12 protein-coding genes are annotated in these 23,954 nt (G+C 59.4%); 5 read left to right on the top strand and 7 right to left on the bottom strand.

Translation table 11 applies throughout. The annotated features are described in order from the left end of the window. Position 1 precedes the first annotated feature (1 nt). Entirely contained in the window at positions 2 to 595 is a 594-nt protein-coding gene (locus AC1DXO_RS01230; RefSeq protein ID WP_476976260.1) for a dihydrofolate reductase family protein, read from the bottom strand. 135 nt (positions 596 to 730) lie between these two features. Between AC1DXO_RS01230 and AC1DXO_RS01225 the strand changes: the two genes are divergently transcribed. Then, a complete protein-coding gene (locus AC1DXO_RS01225; protein WP_476976259.1) occupies positions 731 to 1,615 on the top strand; it encodes a DMT family transporter in 885 nt (294 codons plus the stop codon). 100 nt (positions 1,616 to 1,715) lie between these two features. Continuing rightward, entirely contained in the window at positions 1,716 to 2,993 is a 1,278-nt protein-coding gene (locus AC1DXO_RS01220; RefSeq protein WP_476976258.1) for a cation:proton antiporter, read from the top strand. Positions 2,994 to 2,999: 6 nt separating this feature from the next. Here the strand turns inward: AC1DXO_RS01220 and AC1DXO_RS01215 are convergent, their stop codons facing one another. Further along, complete coding sequence (locus AC1DXO_RS01215) at positions 3,000 to 4,967, bottom strand: PAS domain-containing hybrid sensor histidine kinase/response regulator (protein WP_476976257.1); 1,968 nt, start codon at positions 4,965 to 4,967, stop codon at positions 3,000 to 3,002. A 494-nt stretch (positions 4,968 to 5,461) separates the two neighbouring features. On the opposite strand from AC1DXO_RS01215, the gene AC1DXO_RS01210 reads away from it, so the two are divergent. Beyond that, positions 5,462 to 7,150 carry a methyl-accepting chemotaxis protein gene (locus AC1DXO_RS01210; RefSeq protein WP_476976256.1) on the top strand — a complete coding sequence of 563 codons (1,689 nt, stop codon included), beginning with the start codon at positions 5,462 to 5,464 and terminating at the stop codon, positions 7,148 to 7,150. Positions 7,151 to 7,187: 37 nt separating this feature from the next. On the opposite strand, the gene AC1DXO_RS01205 is transcribed toward AC1DXO_RS01210, so the two are convergent. The 3 genes from AC1DXO_RS01205 to AC1DXO_RS01195 all read right to left on the bottom strand — a co-directional run bounded on the left by AC1DXO_RS01205 (position 7,188) and on the right by AC1DXO_RS01195 (position 17,536). Beyond that, entirely contained in the window at positions 7,188 to 11,615 is a 4,428-nt protein-coding gene (locus AC1DXO_RS01205; protein ID WP_476976255.1) for a PAS domain-containing hybrid sensor histidine kinase/response regulator, read from the bottom strand. 337 nt (positions 11,616 to 11,952) lie between these two features. Continuing rightward, entirely contained in the window at positions 11,953 to 12,738 is a 786-nt protein-coding gene (locus AC1DXO_RS01200) for a glucose 1-dehydrogenase (protein ID WP_476976254.1), read from the bottom strand. Between the two features lie 427 nt (positions 12,739 to 13,165). Next, positions 13,166 to 17,536, bottom strand: coding sequence for a chemotaxis protein CheB (locus AC1DXO_RS01195; protein WP_476976253.1), 4,371 nt, complete (start codon positions 17,534 to 17,536; stop codon positions 13,166 to 13,168). Positions 17,537 to 17,814: 278 nt separating this feature from the next. Between AC1DXO_RS01195 and AC1DXO_RS01190 the strand changes: the two genes are divergently transcribed. Beyond that, positions 17,815 to 18,990, top strand: coding sequence for a sensor histidine kinase (locus AC1DXO_RS01190; protein ID WP_476976252.1), 1,176 nt, complete (start codon positions 17,815 to 17,817; stop codon positions 18,988 to 18,990). A 544-nt stretch (positions 18,991 to 19,534) separates the two neighbouring features. Continuing rightward, positions 19,535 to 21,547: a rhamnosyltransferase WsaF family glycosyltransferase gene (locus AC1DXO_RS01185; protein ID WP_476976251.1), complete on the top strand. Its 2,013-nt coding sequence runs from the start codon at positions 19,535 to 19,537 to the stop codon at positions 21,545 to 21,547. A gap of 304 nt (positions 21,548 to 21,851) precedes the next feature. Here AC1DXO_RS01185 and AC1DXO_RS01180 read toward each other — a convergent pair whose 3' ends face one another. Together AC1DXO_RS01180 and AC1DXO_RS01175 are read right to left on the bottom strand one after the other, a co-directional pair. After that, a complete protein-coding gene (locus tag AC1DXO_RS01180; protein ID WP_476976250.1) occupies positions 21,852 to 22,763 on the bottom strand; it encodes a class I SAM-dependent methyltransferase in 912 nt (303 codons plus the stop codon). A gap of 116 nt (positions 22,764 to 22,879) precedes the next feature. Next, positions 22,880 to 23,713: a FadR/GntR family transcriptional regulator gene (locus tag AC1DXO_RS01175; RefSeq protein ID WP_476976249.1), complete on the bottom strand. Its 834-nt coding sequence runs from the start codon at positions 23,711 to 23,713 to the stop codon at positions 22,880 to 22,882. Between the last annotated feature and the right edge of the window lie 241 nt (positions 23,714 to 23,954).

Below are 23,954 nucleotides of genomic sequence, written 5' to 3'. Positions count from 1 at the left end.
CTCAGGCGGACAGCGGACGGTATTTGACGACAACGATGCCGCATTCATAGACCGTTGCCTCAAGCGGCGTAAAACGCATCAGCCCGGCATCGTCGAACAGTTTCGACCCGGCGCCGATCGCCGCCGGATTGACATACAGCTGCAACTCGTCGACCAGTCCGTTGCGCAGCAGGGCGCGTGCGAACCCGGTTCCGCCGAACGTCACCAGATCGCCCTCGGATGATGCCTTGGCGGCGTTCACGGCGTCGATGAGGTCGCCATGCGCGATACGCGTAGCGGGCCAGTGCGGACGATCAAGTTTGTTGGTCACGACGATTTTCGGCACGGCGACAATCCGCCGCGCAAAGGCGAAATCGTCGTCATCGGGGTGCCTCGACGCCACGCCGGTCCAATGGTCGAGATAGCCCTCCTCGATCATGGGGCGGCTGAGCAGGACCCCTCCGGCCCTGGCGAGCGTGGCGTTGAATTCGCGGCGCAGGGCTGCGTCCCACGTCCAGTCATCGCTCCAGTTCCACACCTGCCAGTTCGTCCCGGGCGCCGCCGCCGAAACATAGCCGTCGACGGAAACCTGCATCTGCAGAATGAGTTTATGCATGGAATGCCTCACGATGTGTCTTCAAAGATAGATGCTGCCCCAAATTAACGCTGCGAATGACGAAAAAGAGTCATCGGTCGAACCTGTTCGATCATGAGCCTCGACGGATCTGGTCGTGGCGTTTAAGGAACAGCGATGGTTCAGTTTAAACTGGGTGACGTAAAACGCGGCGGCATCTTTGCGCTGCTGTCCGCCCTGCTCTTCGGCGCCTCGACACCGGCCGCCAAGGCCATCATTGGCGGCGTCGACCCCCTGATGCTGGCCGGTCTGCTGTATCTCGGCTCGGGTTGCGGCGTCGCCATCGTCCGCTTCACGAGCCTTAAAAACGCCGGGGCGACGCTGAGACGGACCGACCTGCCGTGGCTGGCAGCGACGGTGCTGTTCGGTGGCGCCCTGGGCCCCGCCCTGCTGATGTCCGGCCTCACGCGCACCTCCGGCGCCGCGGCATCGCTGTTGCTGACCCTCGAAGGCGTGTTCACGGCCGTCATAGCGTGGCTGGTTTTCCGCGAGCCTTTCAACCGGCGGATCGGCTGGGGCATGCTGGCCATATTCCTGGGCGCCGTCATCCTAGCCCTGCGCGGACTCGGCGGCCATGCCGGCGTCACCGGCGCACTGGCGGTTGCCGGTGCCTGCCTGTGCTGGGCGATCGACAACAACTGCACATCGAAAATCTCGCATGTCGATGCGCCGACCCTGGCCAGTATCAAGGGCGTCATCGCCGGCGTCGCCAATGTCACACTGGCCCTGATCATCGGCGCGCACCTGCCCTCGCCGGGGACAACAGGCCTCGCCCTGGTCATCGGCCTGCTGGGCTATGGCGCCAGCCTGGTCCTGTTTGTCTTCGCCCTGCGCGAAATCGGCGCCGCGCGCACCGGCGCCTACTTTTCGACCGCGCCCTTCATCGGGGCCGTCATCGGTCTGGCCTTCCTGCACGAGCCATGGACCCTGGGACTGCTGGTTGCCGGGGCCCTCATGGCTTTCGGCGTGTGGCTGCACCTGACCGAGCCGGCCCAGCCATAATGGAGGCCGGCGAAAATCGGCAGGTCCATGCCGATTTTGGCTGAAAACGGCGCGCCGGTCGTCCTATAGTCGAACGGGCGTCCGTGAAAGTCCTTGTGACATGACAATATCCCATTTGAGCCCGTTCGATGCCGCCGCCGTCCTGATCGTGCTGGCGGCCGTCCTGGGCTACATCAATCACCGGACCTTCAAGCTGCCGGCGTCGGTCGGCCTGACCTTTATGGGTGCCGTCGCGTCGCTGCTTGTCGTCGCCGCCGATCGCCTGGTGCCGGATCTCGGCCTGTCGCCGCTCGTCACCGGCTTCCTGAGCCGCATCGATTTTCACACGACCCTGATGAACGGCATGCTGTCCTTCCTGCTGTTCGCCGGCGCCCTGCACATCAACTGGACCGACATGAAGGCCGGCTTCTGGCATATCCTGCTGTTGTCGACGATCGGAACCCTGTTGTCGACCGCCATGGTCGGCGCGGGCTTTTATGTCATTACCCAGCTCATCGGCCTGCCGGTATCGTTCCTGTGGTGCCTGGTCTTCGGCGCCCTGATCAGCCCGACCGACCCCGTGGCGGTCATGGCCGTCATGAAACACGCCTGCGTCCCGCCGACCCTGCAGGCGACGGTGGCGGGTGAGAGCCTGTTCAATGACGGCATCGGCGTGGTCGTGTTCGGTATCGTCCTGGCGGCCGCGGCGGGCGGCGGCGATTTTTCTCTCGCCCATGCCGGTCTGGCCTTCCTGAAGGAAACAGGCGGCGGCATCGTCCTGGGACTCGTCACGGGCGCCATTGCCTATGTCGCGATGCGCAGCATCGACGACTACAATATCGAGGTCATGATCACCCTGGCTCTCGTCATGGGGGGCTACAGCCTGGCCAGCGTGCTGCACGTCAGCGGTCCTGTGGCCATGGCGGTGGCGGGCCTGATCGTCGGCAATGCCGCCGTGGCCGAGGCCATGAGCGACGCGACGCGCGACTATGTCATGAAATTCTGGGCGCTGATTGATGAAATCCTCAATGCCGTCCTGTTCCTGCTGATCGGTCTCGAAGTTATCGCGATTTCGGCGGACTGGCGCCTGCTCCTGATCGGCCTGGCGGCGATTCCCCTGGTCCTGGTCGCGCGCGCCCTGTCCGTCGCCGGTCCCTTGATCGTGCTGCATCCGTTCCAGCGCCTGGGCAGGCTGGCCATGCCGACGCTTGTCTGGGGCGGCCTGCGCGGCGGCATCTCGATCGCCCTGGCCCTGTCTTTGGGTGGCGGCCAGACTATGATACTGGCGGCGACCTATGTCGTTGTGCTGTTCGCTGTGCTGGTGCAGGGCGGCACGATCGGCAAGCTGATCATCAGGTGGACGAAACAGGCCGAAGACCAGGCGCAGACCGGGGCGTGACCCGCTCTACGCCCGTGATCTTGGCACGTGATGATCGCTGAAGTGAATGATCGGAGCGCCCGTGCCGTCCGCTTCAGCCGACCTTGAACCCGCCGGGACAAATTGCTTGAGGAAGGCCCCCATCTGCTCCGGATGGAAGGGCTTGGGAATGAAATCGACCATGCCGGCGTCCAGGCACTGTTGCCGGTCGGACGATCGGACATGCGCCGTGACGGCGACGATCGCCACGGCGGGAAAACCCTTCTCGAGCTCGAGCTGCCGTATGCGCCGCGTCGCTTCAAATCCATCCATGCCCGGCATCTGCACGTCCATCAGGACAATGTCATAAGCCGTTTCCCCGACACGCTTTATCGCTTCCATCCCGTTGACGGCGACGTCATAGCCATAGCCCAGGTGCTCGGCAATACTGCCCATCACCACCGCATTGGCCGGATAGTCGTCGACGACCAGTATATTTCTGGTGTTGCGTTGCACCGACGGCGCGGCGCTGGCGGGGTTGGCCGGCGCCCGTACAAGCGGAAGGGTTACGGTAAATGTCGAACCCATGCCCGGCGTGCTGATAAGCTCGATGCGCCCCCCAAGGCGGTCAACCAGGGCCTGGGTAATGGAAAGACCGAGACCGGTACCGCCATAGCGGCGGGTCATGGACGAGTCGGCCTGGGTGAACTTGTCGAAAATCGTCGTCTGCTTGGCCAGGGGAATGCCGATCCCCGTGTCGCTCACTTCGAAGACGACGTCCGATACCGCGGCCCCGCGCATGACACGCACACGGACACGGCCGAGTTCCGTGAACTTGATGGCATTGCCGATCAGGTTGGTCAGTATCTGCTGGATGCGAAACGCGTCGCCGCGATACAGATCACCCAGTTCCGGCTCATAATGGTAGTCAAGGGAGAGAGCCTTCTCCCTCGCCTTGACATCGAGCAGCTTGACCACGGAGTTGGCCGTTTCGCACAGGTCAAACTCCTGTTCCTCGATATCGATCTGGCCCCGGTCAATCTTGGAAAAGTCCAGCAGGTCGTTGATCAGCTTCAGCAGGCTGTCGGCGCTGCTGCGCAGCATGGCCATGGCTTCGCGATCGCGCGGGCGCAAGCCTTCCGACATGCTGACAACGTGCCCAAGCCCGATAATCGCATTCATCGGCGTGCGAAGCTCATGGCTCATATTGGCCATGAACTCTTCCCGCCGCCGGCCGGCTTCGGCCAAAAGCACCTGGGTGCGCTTTTGCTCGCTGATATTGCGCGCGATCTTGGACGCGCCTGCCACATTGCCATTCTGGTCCAGAATGGGCGACACGGTCAGGGAGACGTCGACGATGTCCCCGGACTTGGTGCGGCGGACCGTTTCGTAATGCTCGAGCCGCTCATTGGCCCTGATCTTGCCGATGATCGACGCCTCTTCCGACAGGCAGTTAGGTGGAATCAGCAGGCTGATATGCTGGCCAATGGCCTCGTCGGCCGTATAGCCGAACAAACGTTCCGCCGCCTGGTTCCATGAGGTGATCGTGCCATCCAGTGCCTTGCTGATGATGGCGTCATCGGATGAATCGACGATAGCGGCCAGGTGAGCGGCCGCGCGCTGCGCCGCCTTTGCGGCGGATATGTCCCTGGCGATCTTCGAGACACCGACGATCCTGCCTTCGTCGTCGATGATCGGCGAGACGGTCAGGCTGATATCGAGCAGGCGCCCATCCTTGGTACGGCGCACGGTTTCGAAATGGTCGATGCTCTCGCCGTTACGAACCTTGCCGAGGATCAGATATTCCTCGTCGATCCGATCGTTCGGAATAATCAGGCTGATGTGTTTTCCGATCGCTTCGTCGCCGGTATAACCGAAAACCTTCTGCGCCGCCCGGTTCCACGTCAGAATAATGCCGTCGAGGTTTTTGGATATAATCACGTCGTCAGAAGAACTGACGATGGCGGCAAGCCAATTCTTCGCGTCCGCCGCCTGAGGCAACTCTTTATCCGTCATAATACACCATGGTCAGATGACATCGACCAACAGTGTTGAAGTATGCCGACGTCACCAAATATAGCATCAAGGCCCTAAGAAAAGCTAATAAGTTTGCCCGGATTTATTATAAGGAAGCTGTAAATCTATAGCTTCAATAGCGGCCGAAAACATGCGACGCGGCCATGAATTATTGCAACCCCCCATGAATTATTGCAACCCATCGTAGATCCAGCGCCTACAAGCCGTCCATTAAGGCCCGGCCAGCGGCGAATAAGCGCGTACGGCTGTAAATTTAATCTGGAATTAAGAATGATACTCCAAAAAATAGGATAGCCAGACCACGCTCAGAATATTGCCTGTTGAAACCGGCCCTTGCGTGAATGCCGAAACGAATTCGAGGCGTGCGCAAGACACTCAAAAATAATCAGATCGCGAGCAACACGATCCGAACATTCAGTATCCTGTTCAGACGTAGTGGAATGGGTTTTGGTCATAGAGGTTGAGGAATTCTCATGTCATTCAAAAACATACCCATGCTCGGCAAGGTTCTGGCATTATTGGCGCTGATGGCTGTCGTTGCGGTGGGCGCCGTTGTTTTTTCTTCGTCACAGATGACGCACATTTCCAGGGCCTACGATCAGGCCTTGACCGGACCGGCCAGCTCAGCTGTCGCCTTGTCTCAGTCGGGCCGGCAGGGTGTCTGGACGGTTCGATCGATCCTGAAATTGATCACAGCCCGCAACGACGCGGAACTCAGCAAGGCGTCTGATGATATTGCCAAGGGTAAGGCAGCCTTTAACCAGGGCATCGATACGGCCATAGTCGGTATGCCCGGCAAAGCCGAGGCGCTTAAGGCTTTCAAAGAAGACTTTAACTCAGCCCTCACCAACACGTGCGCGGAAACCATTTCCCTGGCCAGGTCCGGGCAGCGTGAAGCGGCGATCGCAGCCATGACGCAAAGCTGTAATCCGCCCATACTGGTGGTTAATAGTGGCATCTCGAAGATGGTGGATGCAACGGTTCAGGAGAATAACGCGCTCGGAGCCAGGCTCCAATCCGACGCCAATAAGGCTGTTATGGTAACCTATGTGTCTGTATTGGGAGGCCTTTTCCTTATCATGGGCCTTTCCTTCTGGCTGACGAGATCCGGCATCGTCGCGCCCGTCAAGGCCTTGACCGTTTCCATGACGGCCATGTCACACGGAGAGCTCTCCCTCACTGTCCCCGGACAGGATCGCCGGGACGAACTGGGCGCCATGGCCAGAACGACCGAGCTGTTCCGGCAGGGGCTTGAGGAGGCGGAACGCCTGCGCGCCCAGGCGGTTGAGAGTGAAACACAAAATGCCGAACGCATGCGCATGGCCCGCCACGCCATAGCCGACGACTTTCAGGGCCGGATGGGCGCCCTGGCGGATTCCTTTGTAAGGTCTTCAGGCGAGGTCTCCGACGCGGCCCACAGCCTGTCAGCGACGGCGGAAGAGACGGCACGTCAGGCACAGGTCGTTACGGGCGCCGCTGAAGAGGCCTCGACCAACGTGCAGACCGTAGCCGCCGCGACGGAAGAGATGGATGCGTCGGTTCGTGAAATTAATGCTCAGGTATGCAGGGCCGCCGCAGTTGCGGCTGAAGCTTCCGATGAGGCCAACAACACCGAAACAGAGATCCGGGCCCTGGCCGGCGCCGCCAACAGCATTGGCGAAGTCGTCAACCTGATCAATGACATCGCGTCGCAAACCAATCTTCTGGCGCTCAACGCGACCATCGAAGCCGCGCGCGCCGGGGAGTCAGGCAAGGGATTCGCCGTCGTTGCTTCCGAGGTAAAGCAACTCGCGACCCAGACCGCGCTCGCGACCAGGGACATCGGCAAGAAGGTGGCCGAGATCCAGAACGCCACCCAGCGCACCGTCGAGTCGATCGAAAAGATTGTTGCCACGATTGCAGATATTCGACACATCTCTTCCAACGTGGCGTCTGCTGTTGAACAGCAGGGGGCAGCCACCAATGAAATTGCCGCCAATACCGCCCGGGCCGCCGACGGAACGCTGCAGGTGACGGAGAATATCTTCGGGGTCGGACGCGCCGCGGAAATGACGGGTGCGGCCTCGACGCAACTCATGTCGCTGTCGGGCAATCTTTCCGGTCAGGCGGCAGACCTTCAGCGCGAGGTAAAGTCCTTCGTTCAACAGCTTCGCGCGGGCTAACCGCGGACCTGCCATGTCTTCCGCCTTGCGGAAATATTCAAATCGCCCGTTCGTCAACCGACAACAGATAGTTCGACAATTCGCCCACCCATATGCGCGATGCATCGAGATCGGCGCGCTTCGCCGTGCCTTCCAGCGCAACACCGATGTCGGTTATGACCGGATGTCCATAGCCGCCCCCGGAACCGCTCATATTGTGCGCGAGAAACATCACTGTGACGAAGTCGACCTTGTCCAGGGCACTGTGCATGGCGGTGACCGTCTTGCCGCAATCCAGCAGATAGGCCGGAACCAGGGCGAGCAATTTCGGGTTCAGTTTGAACGGAACGATAGGCTCCAGACCGCGTTCGCCAGGTGAACCATGCCGATCGGCCAGGGTGTTTTTCTTGATCGCGCTTAGCAGGATCTCCTGCTTGATGGGCTTGGTCAGGAAGTCCGTGCATCCGGCAGCCAGGCACATTTCCCTGTCCCCCTTCAGGGCCGAGGCGGTGAGGGCTATGATCGGTATCGGCTTGAAACCGTGGTCGCGTTCCCAAGCCCGGATGGTCCGGGTTGCCGTTAAACCATCCATAACGGGCATCTGGCGATCCATCAGTACCAGGTCATAATGACCACTCTCAAACATCCGGCACGCAATGGCACCGGTTTCGGCGACATCCACCTGGTAGGGCGTATCCTCAAGATAGGCCACGGTGATGACGCAGTTGTCGGGCGAGTCCTCGGCCAGCAGGATACGCAAAGGCCGCAGGTTCAGATGAAGACCCGCCTCGATCAGTGTAGCCAGGGGGCGCGCCGTTTCATCCCAGATGTCCAGGGGCATGGTGAAAGCAAACATGCTCCCCTGTCCGATTTCGCTTTCGACCCAGATACGCCCGCCCATCAGTTCGACCAGTCGCTTGCAGATTGTCAGCCCGAGCCCCGAGCCGCCGAAGCGCCGGGTCGTGGATGAGTCGGCCTGCGTGAAACGTTCGAACACCGGCCCAAGCTTCTGGCTGGCAATGCCGATGCCGGTATCGGTGATCGCGAAGCGCAGGACCGCCGGCGTGGCAGCGCCTTCATCCAGGTCGACATAAAGGGAAACCTGCCCGGCCTGGGTGAACTTGATGGCATTGCCGATCAGGTTGAGCAGGACCTGCCTCAGGCGCATGGCGTCGCCGACGATATTGGCAGGAACGTTCGGTGCGATGGTGCATACCAGTACCAGGCCTTTTTCCTGGGCCTTGGCGGCCACCATCTCCATTATTTTTTCCAGATGACCGATCAGCGAAAAACCTGACCGCTCGAGTTCGAGCTGCGAGGCTTCAACCTTGGACAGGTCGAGAATGTCATTGATCAGATTCAGCAGATTGTCGCCGGCACGGCGGAAGATCTGCACATATTTGTCCTGCTCCTCATTGAGCGGCGTCTTGGCCAGGAGGTCGGCAATGCCCATGATCGCGTTCATCGGGGTTCTGATCTCGTGGCTCATGCTGGCCAGAAAGTCAGACTTGGTCAGGCTGGCGCTTTCCGCAGCGGCCTTGGCATGCCGCAACTCCGATTCGACCCGCTTGCGTTCCGTGACATCACGCGCAGCCGCGAAGACGCCCTGAAGCGTGCGATGCCGATCGTAAAACGTGGTTGCATTATAGGATACAACGGTCCTGGTCCCATCGCGGGCACGGGCGGTCAGCTCGTAGTCGGTGACGGACTTTTCCCGCAACACAAGGCTGATGGCAGCTTCCGCCCGATCCGGGTCGGTGAAGTAGGTCTTGAAAGGTGCGCCGATCAACTCATCGCGGGTGCACCCGGTCAGGGCTTCCATCTGCTTGTTGACGTCGGTGATAATGCCCAAAGGGTCGGTGGTTATGAGGGCGTCGATATTGGATTCGATCAGGGAGCGGGTGTAAAATTGCTGGTCGCGCAACCGCTGGTCAGACTTTTTTTGCTCTTCTTCAACCCGTTTACGCACCGTATTGTCGGTGCCGATCAACAGGTAGCCGATGATCGTGCCTGGCGCATCCCGCAAGGCCGTCACCGACACCAGGGCGGGGAACCGGCTGCCATCCTTACGGATATAGGTCAGCTCATAGATGTCTTCAATGCCGCGCGAAGCCTTGAAAACAAGGGCTTCAAAGCCCGGCGTTATCGGCGTTTCAAGCTCGACGCTCAGGGCGCGGGCACGCGCGATCACCTCCTCCGGATCGGAAATATCCGCCGGTGTGATCTTGTTCATGACCTCGGCGGCCGTGTAGCCCAGCATCCGTTCGGCGCCGACATTGAATATCTGGATGACGCCCCGGGCATCGGTGGCGATGCTGGAAAAGTTGGCGCTATTGAAGATGGCGCTCTGCAGGGCTCCGGCCTTGATCTCCGTTCCGATCAGCAGATAGCCGATGATGGTTTCGTCGGCATCGCGCAGAGCGGTCACGGACACGACGGCCGGAAACCGGCTGCCATCCTTGCGGATATAGGTCAGCTCATAAATGTCCTCAATGCCGCGCGACGCCTTGAACACCAGGGCTTCGAACCCCGGCATGATAGCTGTGCCCAGCTCGGTGCTCAAAGCCGTGGCACGCGCCACCAGCTCCAGTGGATCGGAAATGTCGGCCGGCGTGATCTTGTTCATCACTTCGGCCGCTGCATAGCCCAGCATGCGCTCGGCGCCGACATTGAATATCTGGATAACGCCGCGGGCGTCAGTGGCGATGCTGGAGAAGTTGGCGCTATTGAAGATGGCACTTTGCAGCGCACCCGCCTTGAGCAAGGCCTCTTCCGCCTTAATTTTCTCGGTAATGTCGCGCAGCATCACCGTGAAGATTTTTTCTCCATTCACCACAAGCTGCGAGATGGAAGCCTCGGCCGGAAACTCGTGGCCATCCGCATGAAGGCCAAATATCTCGCCGGATATGCCCATGGTCCGGTTACTGAGTTTCGTTGCGCCAAAGCCCTTTACCTGACTCCGGTGTGCGACGCGAAAGCGCTGCGGAATAAGGCGGTCGAGACTCGAACCCAATACCTCTTCGGACGTCAGTCCGAATATCTTTTCAGCGGATGAATTGAAAAGCGTGATCCGCTGCGAGGAATCAACGGCAATAATGGCGTCCAGGGCCGACGCGATAATGCCGTCCAACCGCGCCTCGCTTGCCTGACGCGCCTGATCGGCCAGTTTGCGCGCCGTCGTGTCGCGCAGGATGCCCGTGAAATAGCGCTGCCCGCCCAATGTCATTTCATTGACGGCCATCTCAATCGGAAAGTAGCTGTTGTCCTTGCGCCGGCCCATGACCTCACGGCCTATGCCCGAAGCCTGCGCCTCTTCGCTCGGCTTGTAATAGTCGAGCGAACCTTTGCGTTGTTCACGGTCAAGTTCCGGAATGATCAGGCTGAAGTCTTTACCGATCAATTCGTCAGCCGAGTAACCGAACATGCGTTCGGCGGCGCGGTTGACACTCTCCACGATGCCGCCATCGGCGTGCAGGGTGACGATTCCATCGGCGACCGTGTTGAGAACCGTCTGAATCATCGCCGTACTGTCGCGCATGGCCTGTTGCACGGCATATTCAGCGGTCACGTCACGAAACACCAGCACAGCGCCAATGACCTTGTCGTCGCGGTCGCGAATAGGGGCACAACTATCGGCGATATCGAACTCGCGACCGTCCCGCGCCAGCAGGACGGTATGGTTGGCAAGACCGTGTATCCTGCCCATCGCCAGGGTATCCCTCACCGGGATCGTCGCGGCTTGGCGGGTTTCCTTGCTGATGATACAAAATATCTCTGACACCGGCCGGCCCAATGCCTCCGCCAGAGTCCAGTTCGTAAGCTGTTCGGCGACAACGTTCAGGAAGGTCACGCGCTCCTGGCCGTCGGTGGCGATCACCGCGTCACCGATGGAATTCAGCGTAACGGCCAGCTTTTCTTCGCTGTTACGCAAGGTGACATTGGTTGCCTCCTGCGCCTCCAGTAAGAGCTGCCGTTCCTTTTCGACCCGTTCGCGGGCGGTATTGTCAGTGCCGATAAGGAGATAGCCAATGACAGTCCCGTCGGCGTCGCGCAGGGCCGTCACGGACACCACCGCCGGGAACCGGCTGCCATCCTTGCGGATATAGGTCAGCTCATAAATATCTTCGATGCCGCGGGAAGCCTTGAACACCAACGCCTCGAAGCCCGGCGAGATAGCGGTGTCCAGTTCGATACTGAGTTCGCTCGCGCGTGCCACCAATTCCAGGGGATCGGAAATATCGGCCGGCGTAATTTTATTCAGGACTTCGGCAGCCGTATAGCCCAGCATGCGTTCGGCGCCGACATTGAAGATCTGAATGACGCCCTTGGCGTCGGTAGCGATACTGGAAAAGTTCGCACTGTTAAATATGGCGTTCTGCAACGCTCCGGTCTGCAGCAGGACCTCATCGGCGCGCTTGCGCTCCGTGCTCTCCGCCGTGTCGGAAGCGCCGGTCTGATGACCCGCTTCCGGCCAATTCGTCGTCATGGAACAGCTCCGATCACTTCCACATATTCATTCAGCGATCAGATGTTGCGGACTCAAGGGAGGCAGCATAACAAATGACCCCAAACAGGTTTGGGGTCATTCACGAAACATCCAATTTTCAGAGATTTACAGGTCGTCATTATACTAACAATCGATGACTATAAAAAAGTAAACTCGCTTTAAGCTTGGCAATAATTATTATAAGTTTTCTATGTGGTGATTTGGTATTTCTTTTTTAATTCTCGCCCAGCGCCTATTATATTCTTAAGGCTGTCGCGCCTCAAAGAGCAGCTGGCGCGAGCATATCTCGGTCGGGTGTAGCACAGGTCGCGACACGCTACTTGGGTGACGTGGCGGTCCCCGCCATGATGCCGCCATCGACGTTGAATTCCGAGCCGGTAATATAGGTGGCTTCGTCAGACGCCAGAAGTACCGCCACCGCCGCCACCTCTTCGGGCCGGCCAAAACGATGCAACGGCATGCCGGCTATCAGGGCCGCTTCCTCCGCCTTGCCGTGGATCATCGCTTCCCACATCGGGGTGCGGATCGAGGCAGGAAAGATCGTATTACAGCGAATACCTGAATTCTGCTCCGCACAGTACAGGGCCACCGTCTTGCTGTGGTTGCGGATGGCGGCCTTGCTGGCGGCATAGGCTGCGGCATGGGGAATACCGACCAGGCCCGAGCGCGACGACATGTTGATGATCGAGCCCGCCCTGCCGGTCGCGCGCATGACCCGGATAGCATGCTTGCAGCCGAGAAACACGCTGTCCAGATTGATATGCAGCACCCTTTGCCAGTCGCTCAGGCTCGTTGTTTCGGGATCATGGGGCCGGTCGCCCGTGCCGGTAACGCCGGCATTATTGACCAGGACGTCCACGCCTCCGAATTCCGCGGCGACCTCGTCAAGCACGGCGATCCACTGGTCTTCCCGGGTGACGTCAAGACGCTTGAAATGCGCGGTCGGGCCCAGGGACTGGGCCAGGGCGAGGCCCGTTTCCGCGTCTATGTCGGTCACCACGACCTGCCCGCCCTCATGGACAAAGCTGGTGGCTATGGCGGCACCGATACCGCTGGCGCCGCCGGTGACGACACATATCTTGCCCTGCAGACGTTGAGCCATGGCGAAAATCCTCCGATTGAAACCTATTCCAAGCTGCGATGACTTAGCGTCATCGCAGCTTGGCAAGGGCGCCAAAGACGCTTCATGCCCGCCGCCTATGCGGCGAGCCATGCGGCGCTTGAGCTGAAAAAAATGGTAACTCCCAAGTGGCCAGGAGTGGTCGCATAAACAGCAAAATCGTAGATATTTCCCCTCTACCCGCTTGAGGGGAGAGGGAAGCGCGAAGCGCAGGGTGAGGGGTTAAATTCCACATTCAGAACAGCTTCCCGGTCAGAAGAACCCCTCATCCGAGCCTCTGGCCCACCTTCTCCCCTCAGGTGGGGAGAAGGAAATAATCCGTAATTTCATTGCTTTTCAAGTTGAAGAGCGCCCACAGCTTGGAAAGCTCAAGGCGTTAACCCGGCTGGGCAGTTACAAAAAATGTGCGTCATATTGGGTCCCCGGCATCCATCACAATGCGCGCCAGGGCGGGAAGCGATTTCGCGCCGGTCTTCGCCATGATGGCGGCGCGATGGTTTTCGACCGTGCGCTGGCTGATCTTCAGGTCGGTCGCAATATTCTTGCTGGGATGTCCCGCCAGGACCATGTGCATGATCTGCCGCTGCCGGGCGGTAAGATCACTTAAATGCCGCGCCGCCGAAGCCTGCCAGCCATGACGCGAACGGATATCCATCGATTGGGCCAGCGCGCGCCTGACACCACGGATCAGATCTGCCGGCCGGACGGGCTTTTCAAGAAAGTCCGTCGCCCCCGCCTTCATGGCCTCAACCGCCATGGCTACATCACTGCTGCCGGTTATCATCAGGGCGGGAAGATGATGTCCGCCGGCCCGCAATGTCTTCAACAGCTCAAGCCCGCTCATGCCGGGAAGCCCGGCATCGATCACTATGCTGGCTTGCCGATCGGGCTCATACGAGGCCAGAAACGCTTCGGCGCTGGCAAAGCAGGACACGCTGAAACCTTCGTCGTCCAGTATGGATTTTACGCCGTCGCGAATAGCCCGGTCGTCGTCGACGACATAGATCAGGGCCGGCACTCCCCCCGAAGCAGAGCCGGAAACGGAGCCAACTGGCACGGACCGCGAAGTTGCAAGAAGCGACTGGATCGCCTGGCTCAAGGTCCTGGGCGTAACCGGTTTGTTCATCTGAACGGCGTTTGACACCTCGATAGCATCGTGGGTCGCTGTTGAAACGTCGCCGGTCAGGATGATGACCGGAACCTTGTGGTTCAGGATGGTCGTGCACTGTGCAGCGACCTCGACGCCGGTCATGCCATTGGGCAGATTATAATCCGCCACGATCAGGTCGGGCACGAGGCCGGCCTGGCGCAGCAAAAGCAGGGCGGCGGGCCCATCCCCCACCGCAGCCACGCGGTGGCCGTCGGTTTCCAGCAGAATCTGCAGCAGGCCGCGCACTTCCGGATCGTCTTCGATGACCAGGATGGTGCCCGTCAGGGTCTTCACCCGCGCAGGCCTGTCCGTTGCCCCGGAGCCATCCGCCTTCCCCCCTGTGCGTGCAACCTCCAGCCTGCGCACCTCGATGGTAAATACCGAGCCCTTGCCGGGCTGGGAGTGGACCGAAATCTGATGGTCCAGGACATCGCCCAGGCGCTTGACGATGGACAGGCCAAGGCCCAGGCCGCGGCTGCGTTCCCGGGCCGCATTGTTGACCTGATAATATTCCTCGAAGATCGTCTCCTGGTCCGTCTCGCTGATGCCGATGCCGCTGTCCCAGACCTCGATCTTGACGCAGTGCTTATGACGGCGGCACCCCAGGACGACGCCGCCGGCCGGCGTATACTTCATCGCGTTCGACAACAGGTTGCGGATCAGTTGCTCCAGCAGAACCGGATCGCTAACGACGATCAGCGAGGTCCGCACCACCTCGAAGGTCAGGCCGCGCGCCTGGGCGTGGTAAAGGAACTCGTGTCTGAGCCGGTCGAAGATCTCGTTGACGGGGACGTTGATCTTGTTCGCCCGCATCATGCCGCTTTCGAACTGGTTGATGTCGAGCAGTGTGTTCAGCATGCCCGACATGGTCTCGATCGTATCGTCCAGCCGGACGACCAACTGTTCCGCCTTCTCGCCAACGACCGCCTTGGCCAGAAGACCCTGGATCAGGGCCAGGGATTGCAGGGGCTGCCGCAGGTCGTGACTGGCCGCCGCAAGAAAGCGCGTCTTGGCGATATTGGCCAGATCGGCCGCCTGTTTGGCGGCTTGCAGGTCGCGCGCGATGCGATTGCGTTCGGTAATGTCGGTGAAGGTTATGACAACACCATCGACACTGCTTTCGTCGCTCAGATAAGGCATGACCCGGCGCAGGAACCACAGGCCCTGCGATGTTTCGATGGCCCGCTCTACCGGCGCCCGATGCCGCAGGACCTCCCGCGCGTCGGAGGCCAGGGCCGTATCGGAGGCAAGGGAATGCAGATCCGACAGCGGCCGGCCGATATCGGTTGCGATGATGTTGAACAGGGACCGCGTCGTGGGCGTAAAAAAGCGGATATTGAGATCGAGATCGAGAAACAGCGTCGCGACATTCGTACTGTAGAGGACATTCTGCAGGTCATTGGCGGTTGTCCTCTGCCGGTCCAGGGTCTCCTGAAGCTGGCTGTTCAGGGCCGTCAGTTCCTCATTCAGCGACTGCAGCTCCTCCTTCGAGGTCAACAGCTCTTCATTGGCCGACTGGTATTCTTCATTGACCGACGACGCCTCTTCATTGATCGCCTTTTGCTCTTCGCCGGCGATTTCGAAGGTCCTGGCCAAGGCTTCCAGTTCGGTATAGGTGCGCTCGAGCTCGATTTCCAGGGCGCGGATACGGGAGTCGTCGTCACTCAAGTCGGGGGCGCCCTTGTCGCGCCGGCTGGATGCATCCACGCTGTGACGCCGCTCGACAAAATTGACCAGGAAAAGCGGCTCACCTTCCCGCAGACAGGTTCTGACTTCGATATTTACAGCCAGCCTGTCACCCTGGGCGTTGACATAGCTGGCGGACATGGTGACCGGTGCAGAATTCGGGCCTGCCGGCGGTTCTTTGGCCGGGTCCGCTAAAGGACTGCGGCCGGCCAGCATCAGGCAGGCGCGCAGCGCGGACTGTAGCCCTGACGGCGCCATGGCGAGGATATTGGTTGTCGGATCGCCTTCCGGCACCGTTAAAAAGCGGCTTACGGGCCCCAGCTTGAAGAGGCAGTCATGGTTTGCGTTCACCAGTACGGTTGCCGGCGCCGATGTCTCGATCGTCCACTGACGGCAGAAGTCGGCAACAGTCGGCCGGTTGGGCGCCGCGGCTGCCGGCTCGTTGATCTCCTGGGTCCGGATGCCGGTCCAGGCGTTGCGCGAGAAGCCAAAATCGCCTGGGCGGCTTCGGCCCACCTGGCGAAAAATGCGCTCCGCCTTCGATACAACCTCAAATCGGCCGCCGACAGACCCCGGCGTTTCGGAAGCGCCCAGCAGCAGCAGCCCGCCCTGGCGCAGGGCAAAGTGGAACAGCGATATGGCCCGGGCCTGCGCTTCCGGACCAAGATAAATCAGCAGATTGCGGCAGGACACAAAATCCAGCCGGGAAAACGGCGGATCCGTCAGGACGTCCTGCACGGTAAAAACGACGCACAGGCGCAGTTGCGGCAGGACCCGATACCCGTCGGCTTCCCTCGAAAAGTACTGTTTGAGCCGCACCGGTGAAATATCGGCTTCGACCTCGGTCGAATAGAGCCCGTTGCGCGCCGTGGCGATCGCGTCCGGGTCGGCGTCCGAGGCGAAGATCTGCAACCTGTTATCCCGCCCGGCCGCACTCAGAGCCTCGCGAAACAGCATCGCCAGGCTATAGGCCTCTTCTCCGGTGCTGCAACCGACGCTCCACACGCGAATGGGCATGTCGCGCGGATGCGCCTTGATCAGGTCCGGAATGATCTTGTCGGCCAGCAGTTTGAACGCCGCCGGGTCGCGAAAGAAACCCGTGACGTGAATCAACAGGTCCTTGGCCAGTTGAACGGCCTCGCCGTCGTCGACGCGCAACCGGTCGAGATAACCCATCATATTGTCGGGCTTCATCGAGGCCAGGGTCATCCGGCGTTCAATGCGGCGCAACAGGGTGCCGGGTTTGTACAGGGAATAGTCCTGCGCCGTCTTTTCGCGCAGCAGCTCTACGATCTGCGGCAGGCATTCGGGCGGGTTCTTCGCCGCAGCTATGTACTGGGGCGCATCGGTCTCTGCCATCTGAACCTGGTATTTGACCAGCGCCTCAGCGATTTGCGCGACCGGCAGGATGAGATCGACGCGGCCCGTCGCAATCGCACTTTGCGGCATGCCGGCGTAGCCGGCCTCGTTCGGGTCCTGCGCAATAACCATGCCGCCCTTGTCGACGACGGATTTCAAGCCAAGACTTCCGTCCACACCATTGCCTGACAGGATAACGCAAACCGCGTTTGGTCCGTAGGCTTCGGCGAGGGAATGAAGCGTATAATCAAACGGAAGGCGCGTGCCGTGCCGTTCCGTCGGCTCGGACAGCCGCAAGGTGCCGGCAGACAGCGACAGATAGGCGCCGGGCGGGATGATGTAGAGATGATCGCCCGCCACGCGCAGACCGTCCCGCGCTTCCATAACCTTCAGTTTTGTGCGCCGGCTCAGTATCTCGACCAGCAGACTGTCATGTGTCGGGTCCAGGTGCTGCACCAGGACAAACGCCATGCCGCTTTTCGCGGGCAAGACATCCAGCAGGGCGCTCACCGCCTCAAGGCCGCCTGCTGAGGCGCCTATGCCCACCACGACGAATTGCAGTCGCCTGGCAGAGGCGTCGCTCACGGACGCCATCGCCGCACTTTTCCTGGTCGAACGGCCTGCCATGAATTGTCTCGATTATTCCGATTTCGCGCGTGGAGTAGCGCGACTCTGTCTAACATAGACACTGTAGGACAGGGAGCCATAATACCCCAACTGAGTATATTCCGAACCTCCCACCCCAGATTGAAAAGATATAATAAGCCCATATCTATGATTTCAGGCGTCATGATCCGAACAGATCAAAAAAATCTGGAGCCTTAAACATAATTTGTGTCGCTTCACGTCTCGGGGACTAACCGATGGCACTTGCAATATTTATTCGCGAAAACAACACGGCGATTATTCGGGAATGGGAAGCCTTTGCCAAGACGCTTATCGCGTCCGGCAGCGCACAAACGCCGCTCGCCTTGCGCGATCATATCAAGGAAATTCTGGCCTTCATTGCCGACGACATTGAAAGCGCTCAGACGCAATCCGAACAGATCGAGAAATCACACGGTGAAAAGCCGAAAAGCCCAAAGCCGACAGCGGCGGAGGTCCACGCCTCGCTGCGCCATGCCGGCGGCTTTAACCTCGATCAGATGGTCTCGGAATATCGGGCCTTGCGCGCCAGTGTGATCAATCTCTGGGACGCGTCATTGAAGGATGTATCCCGCAAGGATATCCACGAGCAAACGCGCTTCAACGAGTCGATCGACCAGATCCTGATCGAATCCATACAGGATTACTCCGCCAAGCTGGATATGTCGCGGAATCTGTTCCTCGGAATACTGAGCCACGATCTGCGCAATCCGCTCGGCGCCGTCCTGATGTCGGCGCAATTGACGACCAGCATCGGACAGCTGTCCGAACGCCAGGCCATGCTTCAGGCCCAGATCATCGACAGCGCCGGCCGCGCCAGCGAGATCGTCACTCACCTGCTCGACATAACCAAGGCGCGCCTTGGATCAGGCCTGCCGATCTGCCCCGAGCCCATGGACATGGGCTTTGTCAGTAATCTGCTGGTCGATGAAATGCGTGCCCTGCATCCGGCACAGACGTTCGAATATCACGCCTCGGGAGAGTTGGATGGAGCGTGGGACAAGGCGCGCATGGGCCAGGTCTTTTCGAACCTGATCGGCAATGCTGTCCAGTATGGCTTCAAGGGCGCGCCCGTTGCGGTTACCGTTCGCGGGACGGATAAGGACGTGACCATATCCGTACATAATGACGGCGTGCCCATCGATCCTGCCGCGCTGCCCGGCATATTCGACGCCCTGACGCGAGCCGAGTCCGCAACCGAGGGCGAATTGGTTGTCACCGGCGTCAATCTGGGCCTGGGGCTTTACATCGCCAAGGAGATCATCGTCGCCCACGGTGGCCAGATCCATGTCACGTCATCGGAGAAGGACGGGACAACCTTTACCGCCAACCTGCCGCGGCAGGATGCGCCGTCAGATGCCGTCAGGCAGCCAAGAGCGTTGAAAAGCGTGTGATCGTTCTAGCCAAATTACGAAGTACTTAGCCTGCTTTAGTATATCCACCCCCACTGGCCCGAAATTGCGATTGATAAAAAATCTGTAAAGATTAAATCTGGAAATCCGAAATGTGATTAATTTCGGCACTCATCGGCATCGAATATTTACTACATATTGAACACAGTTAACGTTCGTGAACCTTGCCAGAGCTACGCCCGGAAGTTGATTTCACGTGAAACCAGTAAACTACACTGCCTCTCGCATCCAAAATTTGACCCGGATTGTGATCGTTTGAGGGTGCGAGCCAGTTTTTCAGTGCAAGTCTAAGGCCTACCAATGAGGGGAACGAGTCTGACCGGCGGCGCCGGATTGCATTGGCAGGTGAGCCTGATCTGCCAACTGCCGACCACGCCAAGCGCGAACGGCGGACTTTGTAAGCGGCTTTGGCAACGTCCCGAGCCACTCCTGAAACAATCAAAAAAACTTCGGCATGTAGTAGAGATGGCAAAAAATCAGTATGGCACATCAGGCACTTATCGGACTCAATTTTGCAAAAAATCTGGTGTCCAACGTCCTCTTCAAGGATAAGTTCGTCGCCCTGGTCCGTGAGTCCGGGCTGTTCGACGAAACATGGTACCGGCTGACCGCGGGCGCCGAATGTTCGCCGCAAGACGATGCCGTGGTGCATTATCTCGAAACCGGTCATCGTATGGGCTTCAATCCCAATCCCTATTTCGATGGCGCCTGGTATATCGAGACCTATCGCGACGTCGCGCTGACGCAGTTGAATCCCCTGGTCCACTATATCCGCTACGGGGCGGCGGAAAATCGCCGGCCCGGTCCGATCTTCGACGCCGCCGCCTATGCGGAATCGTTATCAGGTCATGGGGGCGACAAGACAGAGGGCAGCGAGATTTTGCTGCGGCAATTCCTCGACCAGGTGAAGACGCATTTCCACCAGGCTCGGTCCTATGTCGATGCAGAGGGTGTCTATCAGCAGGAACTTGGCGGCGAGCCCGACGAAGCGCCGGTCGTCTTCGATCCGGTCTTCTACCAGGCCTATTACGCCGATACGGCCAAGCTGAGCCCGGACGAGGCGCTGGATCACTACCGGACGACGGGGCTGGTCCAGGGGCGCTACGGCAATGTCGACGTCGCGATCGCGGCGCTGGAAAAGCGTTATGGGGCGCTGCCGACCAATTTCGATGAGGACGCCTATCTCGAAAACTACAGCAGTGTGGGCGAAGTCTATCCCTATCGCGGTGGCGCCATCGTCCACTACCTGCAATTCGGCCGCGCCGAGGGGCTAAGAGCCAATTTCAAGGAACCCTACGACAGTCATCGCCTGCACCTGATGCTGAACCGGATCTACGACCTGCCCGATGTGGTGGTCGATCCGAACGAAAAGACGCGCATCAATGTGCTGGTGCCGGCGTTCGAGTTCAAATCGATGTCGGCCGGCTTCTTCGGCGTATTCCAGGTGGCGCGCTTCATCGCGCGTTGCGGGTTCAATGTGCGCCTCGTCATGTTCGACAATTTTTACTACAACGAGGCCGAGTTCCGCGAGAAGCTGAAGGGCTATCCGGACATGGTCAATCTGTTCGACGAGGTGGAGGTGCTCTATATCGGCGAACGCAAGGCGCCGCTTCGGGTGTCGCCGGACGACAACTGCGTGGCGACCGTGTGGTACAGCGCCCATTTTGCCCGCAAGATCATGGACGAGATCGGCAGGCGACCGTTCCTGTACCTGATCCAGGACTATGAGACCAACTTCTACGCTGGTGGGTCGTCCTTCTGCGTCGCCGACGAAACCTACAGGTTCAATTTCAACGCCCTGTTTTCGTCTCAGGCCCTGCAGAAGTCCTTCGTCAAAAACAAGATCGGCCGGTTTGCTTCGGGTGAGGTCAAACACACCTATTTCAACAATGCCTGCGCACGATACCTGCCGGATCCCGAGACCTTCCTGGCGCACGATTCACACATGTACAAACTGGCCTTTTATTCGCGGCCGGTGGTCAATCGCAACATGTTCGAGCTTGGCGCCCTGGCGCTGTGCGAAGCCTATCGGCGGGGGATTTTTGCCCGCAACCGCTGGGAATTCTATGGGGTCGGCCTGGGCGAGGCAACCATCCGCATCGCCCGCAATGTCGAATTGCGGCAGATGAAGCGGATGAACCTGGCGGATTATCAGGTGGCGATCGGCCAGTTCGATCTGGGGCTGTGCCTGATGGCGTCGCCCCATCCGAGCCTCCTGCCCTTCGACCTTGGCGGCTCAGGGGCCTTGGTGGTCACCAATACTTTCGGGGTGAAGAACCAGGCCTATTTCAACAAGCTGTGCAAGAACGTCATCGCGACGGAGCCTAATCTGGACGATCTTGTCAACGGAATCGCGGCGGCGATCCAGCGGATCGACGACCGTGAGACGCGCTTAAACAACGCGTTGGGGATGCGCTATCCGGATGACTGGGGCCAGACCTTCGGGCCTGAACATGTGCGCTTTATCAAGGAGGCGTTCCGGCTGCCCGACGCCCCTGCGGCCGTTGTGGAGCACAAGCTGAGGGCAGCGGTGGCCTAGGACAGATTGTGTTCGGCTACACCTTTCGCGAAAATTACTGATCTTACAGCAATTTTCAACGCGGAAAGCACGGAAAAGTCGGAAAGACACTGAAAGGGAGCCAGCGGCAAAGGTTGCGCCCGAAGGGGCTGCCATTTCAAGATATTAGCAACCTACTCTGCAGGTAGGCGCTTCGCGCGGTAAAGCTAAATCCTGAATTTCTGCGCCTTTCCGACTTTTCCGCGCTTTCCGCGTTGAAAATTGGTGTAGTTTCATAGTATTACGCGACAATCGATGCCGTCCAAAATCGTCATCCTGATTGCGGCTAACGAACAACCTGTACCGGTATCCCCTGCTGGTCCTTCATCATCTGTCCCAACAACCGCCGGCGTTCGGCTTCGAGCTCGGCTTCGTTGAGCAGACACGGACCGCGTTCGAGCTGGATGAGGAATTCCGACCATTCCGGACTGTCTTCGATGCGCCGTATGCGAAAATCGATAATCCCCAGGGCGTTGAGCTCAAGGATGATCAGGCTGAAATTGGACGGCACGAAGATCCAGGTGTGAGCGTCGACATAGGGCGGGTCCGGCTGCTCCGACAGGGCGACATCAGCCAGGTACACCTCATAAGCCGCGCGCAGGGTGCTGACCAGCCTGACGTCGGGAACGGCCTTGCGTGACCAGGCAGCGCTGCCGTCGAGCCAGCTCTGATAGGCTTCCGCCTGGAAAATGGTCTCGGGCGTATGGCGCGTGCGGCGCTGTCTGTGGGCGGCCAGCAGGTCGTTGGTCATGCTGAGCGGCTTGAAATAGTCGAAGCAGATGCGCCGGTCGGGCAGAGCGATCGACAGGATGCCGCCAGGCTTCATGACATGCTCAAGCTGCTGCAGGAAGGCGATCAGATCCGGCAGGTGCTCCAGGACATGGCTGGCGATCAGGTAGTCGTAACCCTGGGGGTTCAGCGCCAGCAACTCGCGTTCAAGCGACTGACCGCTCCACACGATATCGACGGTTTCGATTTTTCCAGCCAGGGACTGTATTTCCGCCGAGCTGTGGGTGCGGGCACGTTCACGCAATTCCCCCGTACTGGAAAAATCGATGACGACGGTGTCCCAGTTGTCCGAACGCGGCACGACCGGGCTAAACCACGGACCAATCTCGATGCCGACCATATCGCGGTCGAGTCCCTGCTGTAGCCACAGATTTCTGACAAACTTATGGCTTACCGATGTGTCGGGCATAGCAACCTGGCTTTCAACAGAAATTCCACCAGGTCGATCATAGGGCGCCAAACATAAAATTAGGCGGCTTTGGCTAGGCCCGGAAATAAAGAGGCCATAAATTCGGTGTTTGCGCTCTAGTCCTCGATCGCCTTTGACGGCAGGTCCTCAAACGCTTTTGACGGTAGGTCCTCAAACGCCTTTGACGGCAGGTCCTCGATCGCATCCATATGCAACAGGTCTTTCACGGCCAGTCTGACAAGATATTGCATGCACCAATGGGCCTCCTCGGCGTCGCGACGTTCAATGGCCTCATAGACCGCCATGTGCGCCGGGACGGGATCGCGGCCCAGAATATTGTGCTTGATCTTGTAGCGGTTCGACAGCGCCACCGTCGCGCCGATCGACGCGTTCAGGGCCGACAACTGCTCGTTCCCGGCCGCCGCCATCAGTGCGGCGTGAAAGTCGATATCGGCCTGAAGCCCTTTGTCAGTCAGAAGTGTCTCCCGCCCCATGATTTTCAAGGCGTTCGACATAGCCGCCAAATGGGCGTCGGTCCGTCTTTGGGCGGCCAGCCGCGCGGCGGCCGGTTCGAGGATCAGGCGCATCTCGAAGAGGTTCTTGACGAGCAAGTCATCGGGCCTGGACGCAAACATCCAGCTGAGGACATCCGGATCCAGCATGTTCCACTTCGTGCGCTCGGTAACGCACGTGCCGCGCCGGCGCCGCGGCTCAACCATCCCCTTGGCAGCGAGCGTCCGGATGGCCTCTCTCACGGCCGAGCGTGAAATTGCATAGATGTTGGCCATGTCGACTTCGCTGGGCAAGATCTCGCCCGGCAGCCATCTCCGTCCGAGAATATCGATGCCCAGTTTTTGCGCCAGCTGCGTATGCAGCTCGCCCAGTTTTCCCGATCCCAGAGCTTCGTCATTCCAGTCCGCTGCCAGCCGCTTGCTGCCAGATTCACTCATAGTGGTTCTCTTGGCATAGTGGTTCTCTTGGCATAGTGGTTCTCTTGGCCATAGTGATTCTCTCGGCATACTGTAAGTCAAAAGCTATATTTGATTGGCGGATATTGAAATAGCCCATAAGCCTGACATCAACAACATCCACCTCAATATGTAAGACCTTTTTGGCGAACATTGCGCGCCGTAAGAGAACGAAAAAGACCCAGCCCCAGTTCGGCCCATCAAGCCCCTCCGGCAGGGCGCA

This window comes from Asticcacaulis sp. P2_C5, assembly GCF_056404555.1.
The sequence above is the reverse complement of the archived record's forward strand: the minus strand, read 5'-3'. Positions and strand labels throughout refer to the sequence as shown.